A 3,079-nucleotide genomic window follows, 5' to 3' on the forward strand; every position below is an offset into this window, starting at 1 on the left:
CCCGCCCGCTGAGCGCAGCCGAAACCCGCCGGGGCCGCCTGCGGAGGCGGCCCCGGCGCGCGTGCTGCTGCCGCTACTTCTGCTTGGGCTTCTGCGGCGGCTTCGGGTCCGCCGGATGCGGCGCCATCGGCAGCGTCGCCGCCAGCCGCTCCTCGCAGAGCTCGGCGAGCTTGGCGTAGCCCTTCTTGCCCATCAGCTCGGTCAGCTCCGGCTTGTACGACACGTACACCGGCTCGCCGGCGCCGTGCGCCGAGGTCGCGGAGGTGCACCACCAGTGCAGGTCGTGGCCGCCCGGGCCCCAGCCGCGCCGGTCGTACTCGCCGATCGTCACCTGAAGGATCTGGGTGTCGTCCGGCCGGTCGATCCAGTCGTAGGTGCGCCGGATCGGCAGCTGCCAGCAGACGTCCGGCTTGGTCTCCAGCGGCTCGCGGCCCTCGCGCAGCGCCAGGATGTGCAGCGAGCAGCCCGCGCCGGCAGGGAAGCCGGGGCGGTTCTGGAAGATGCACGAGCCCTCCCAGCGGCGGGTCTGCCGCTCACCGTCCTCGTCCACCTCGACCCAGCCGGTCTCGGTGCCCACGTCGTGGAACTGCCACAGGTCGGGCGTGAGCCGCGCCACATGCCCGGCCACCCGCTTCTCGTCGTCATCGTCCGAGAAGTGCGCGCCGAGCGTGCAGCAGCCGTCGTCCGCCCGGCCGGCCTGGATGCCCTGGCAGCCGCTGCCGAAGATGCAGGTCCAGCGGGAGGCCAGCCAGGTCAGGTCACAGCGGAAGAGCTGCTCGTCGTCGGCCGGGTCGGGGAACGTGACCCAGGCACGGGCGAAGTCGAGGCCGACCTCGTCGGCCGGGGCCCCGCGCCGGGACTGCGCCCCTTCAACCGCCTGGGTGCGACGCTTTTCTTCCTTCTTGAGCGCTTTTTCGTGCTTCGCCTTTTTCGTCTTTGCCACAGGACCAGCCTACGGCGAGCGGCGGGACGCACCGCGCCGACAAGAGTGGGCGGCGCGCGCAGTAGGTTTCCCCGTATGAGACTCGGTGTCCTCGATGTGGGTTCGAATACGGTCCATCTGCTGGTGGTGGACGCACACCCGGGCGCACGCCCGCTGCCTGCCTATTCGCACAAGGCGGAGCTGCGCCTTGCCGAACTCCTCGACGAGGACGGCGCCATAAGCGATGCCGGGGTGGAGCGGCTGGTGGCCACCGTCCTCGAAGCGTTGCAGGTGGCCGAGGACAAGGGCGTCGAGAGCGTGCTGCCGTTCGCCACCTCCGCGGTCCGCGAGGCCTCCAACGGCGAGGACGTCCTGCGCCGGGTCGCCCTGGAGACCGGCGTCGAGCTCCAGGTGCTCTCCGGCGAGGACGAGGCGCGGCTCACCTTCCTCGCCGCCCGCCGGTGGCTGGGCTGGTCCGCCGGCCGGCTGCTGGTGGTCGACATCGGCGGCGGCTCGCTGGAGATCGCCTACGGCCTCGACGAGGACCCGGACGTGGCGGTCTCGCTGCCGCTGGGCGCCGGCCGGCTGACCGCGGGCGATCTGCCGGGCGACCCGCCGGACCCCGACGACGTACGGAACCTGCGGCGCCGCGTACGGGCCGAGATCGCCCGGGTGGTGAGCGAATTCCGCCGCTACGGCACGCCCGACCGGGTCGTCGCCACGTCCAAGACCTTCAAGCAGCTGGCCCGGATCGCGGGCGCGGCGCGCTCGGCCGAGGGGCTGTACGTCCAGCGTGAGCTGACCCACAAGAAGCTGGAGGAGTGGGTGCCGCGGCTGGCCGGGATGACCGTGCAGGAGCGCGCCGCGCTGCCCGGCGTGTCCGAGGGGCGCGCACGGCAGCTGCTCGCCGGGGCGCTGGTCGCCGAGGCTTCGATGGACCTGTTCGGGGTCGAGACGCTGGACATCTGCCCGTGGGCGCTGCGTGAGGGCGTCATTCTGCGGCGGCTGGATCACCTGCCGTAATTCTGCGGCGGGCTGGATCACCGGCCCCAAGGACACCCGCGTCCGCCCGGCCTTCGTGAGACTCGTCACGCCTCCCGGATGCCCGCGCCACCCCCCGTACCCCCTGTCCCGCCCTCCTCACGGCTCTCACGGAGCGGAGGGACCCCCACCGACAGGGGGCCGCGGGTGTCCGGACCTCCTGCCCTGTGCCCCATCCCGGCCCGTACGCTGTCCCTCGTGACAGAGCCAGTGGTGCGCATCCCGGATGCGAAGGTCGCCCTGTCCACGGCCTCGGTGTATCCGGAGTCGACGGCGACGGCCTTCGAGATCGCCGCGCGCCTCGGCTACGACGGCGTCGAGGTCATGGTGTGGACCGACCCGATCAGCCAGGACATCGACGCGCTGCGCCGGCTCTCCGACTACCACGGTGTGCCGGTCCTGGCCGTGCACGCGCCCTGTCTGCTGATCACCCAGCGGGTGTGGTCCACCGACCCGTGGGTCAAGCTGCAGCGCGCCCGCAACGCCGCGGAGAAGCTGGGCGCCTCCACGGTGGTCGTGCACCCGCCGTTCCGCTGGCAGCGCAGCTATGCGCGGGAATTCGTCCGCGGGGTGTGGCGGATGGAGCACGAGACGGATGTGAAGTTCGCCGTCGAGAACATGTACCCGTGGCGCTACCGGGACCGCGAGATGCTGGCGTACGCCCCGGACTGGGACCCCACCAACGACGACTACCGGCACTTCACCGTCGATCTGTCGCACACCTCCACCGCGCGCAACGACGCACTGGAGATGGTGGAGCGGATGGGCGACCGGCTGGCGCATGTGCATCTCGCCGACGGCAACGGCTCCGCCAAGGACGAGCACCTGGTGCCGGGCCGCGGCAGCCAGCCCTGCGCCGAGGTGCTGGAGCGGCTGGCCGCCACCGGCTTCGACGGGCATGTGGTCGTCGAGGTCAACACCCGCCGGGCGATGTCCGCCGCCGAACGCGAGGCCGACCTGGCCGAGGCGCTGGCCTTCACCCGGCTGCATCTGGCCTCGCCCACCTGGGTGCCGGGGTCGTGAGCGCGGAGCCTTCGGGGGAGCCCGCCAAGCCGGCCCGGCGCCGCGGCCGCCCGGCCCGCGCCGAGGCCGCCGAAGGGCCCGGCGCCCGCGAGC

Annotated in this window: 3 protein-coding genes; 2 read left to right on the top strand and 1 reads right to left on the bottom strand. The window is 72.6% G+C overall.

Annotation, left to right across the window (positions count from 1 at the left end):
- Positions 1 to 73: 73 nt before the first annotated feature.
- A complete protein-coding gene (locus DY245_RS33815; protein ID WP_128510960.1) occupies positions 74 to 943 on the bottom strand; it encodes a DUF3109 family protein in 870 nt (289 codons plus the stop codon).
- A gap of 75 nt (positions 944 to 1,018) precedes the next feature.
- On the opposite strand from DY245_RS33815, the gene DY245_RS33820 reads away from it, so the two are divergent.
- The gene (locus DY245_RS33820) at positions 1,019 to 1,945 is read left to right on the top strand and encodes a Ppx/GppA family phosphatase (protein ID WP_128510961.1); all 927 of its coding nucleotides are present in this window, start codon (positions 1,019 to 1,021) and stop codon (positions 1,943 to 1,945) included.
- 216 nt (positions 1,946 to 2,161) lie between these two features.
- Positions 2,162 to 2,986, top strand: a complete 825-nt coding sequence (locus tag DY245_RS33825; RefSeq protein WP_181923995.1) for a sugar phosphate isomerase/epimerase family protein — start codon at positions 2,162 to 2,164, stop codon at positions 2,984 to 2,986.
- The last annotated feature ends 93 nt before the right edge of the window (positions 2,987 to 3,079 follow it).

This window comes from Streptomyces inhibens, assembly GCF_003389455.1.
Lineage (GTDB): Bacteria > Actinomycetota > Actinomycetes > Streptomycetales > Streptomycetaceae > Streptomyces > Streptomyces inhibens.

Coding starts and splice junctions, on each gene's coding strand:
- DY245_RS33820 (WP_128510961.1), top strand. CDS start 1,019: ATGAGACTCGGTGTCCTCGATGTGGGTTCGAATACGGTCCATCTGCTG.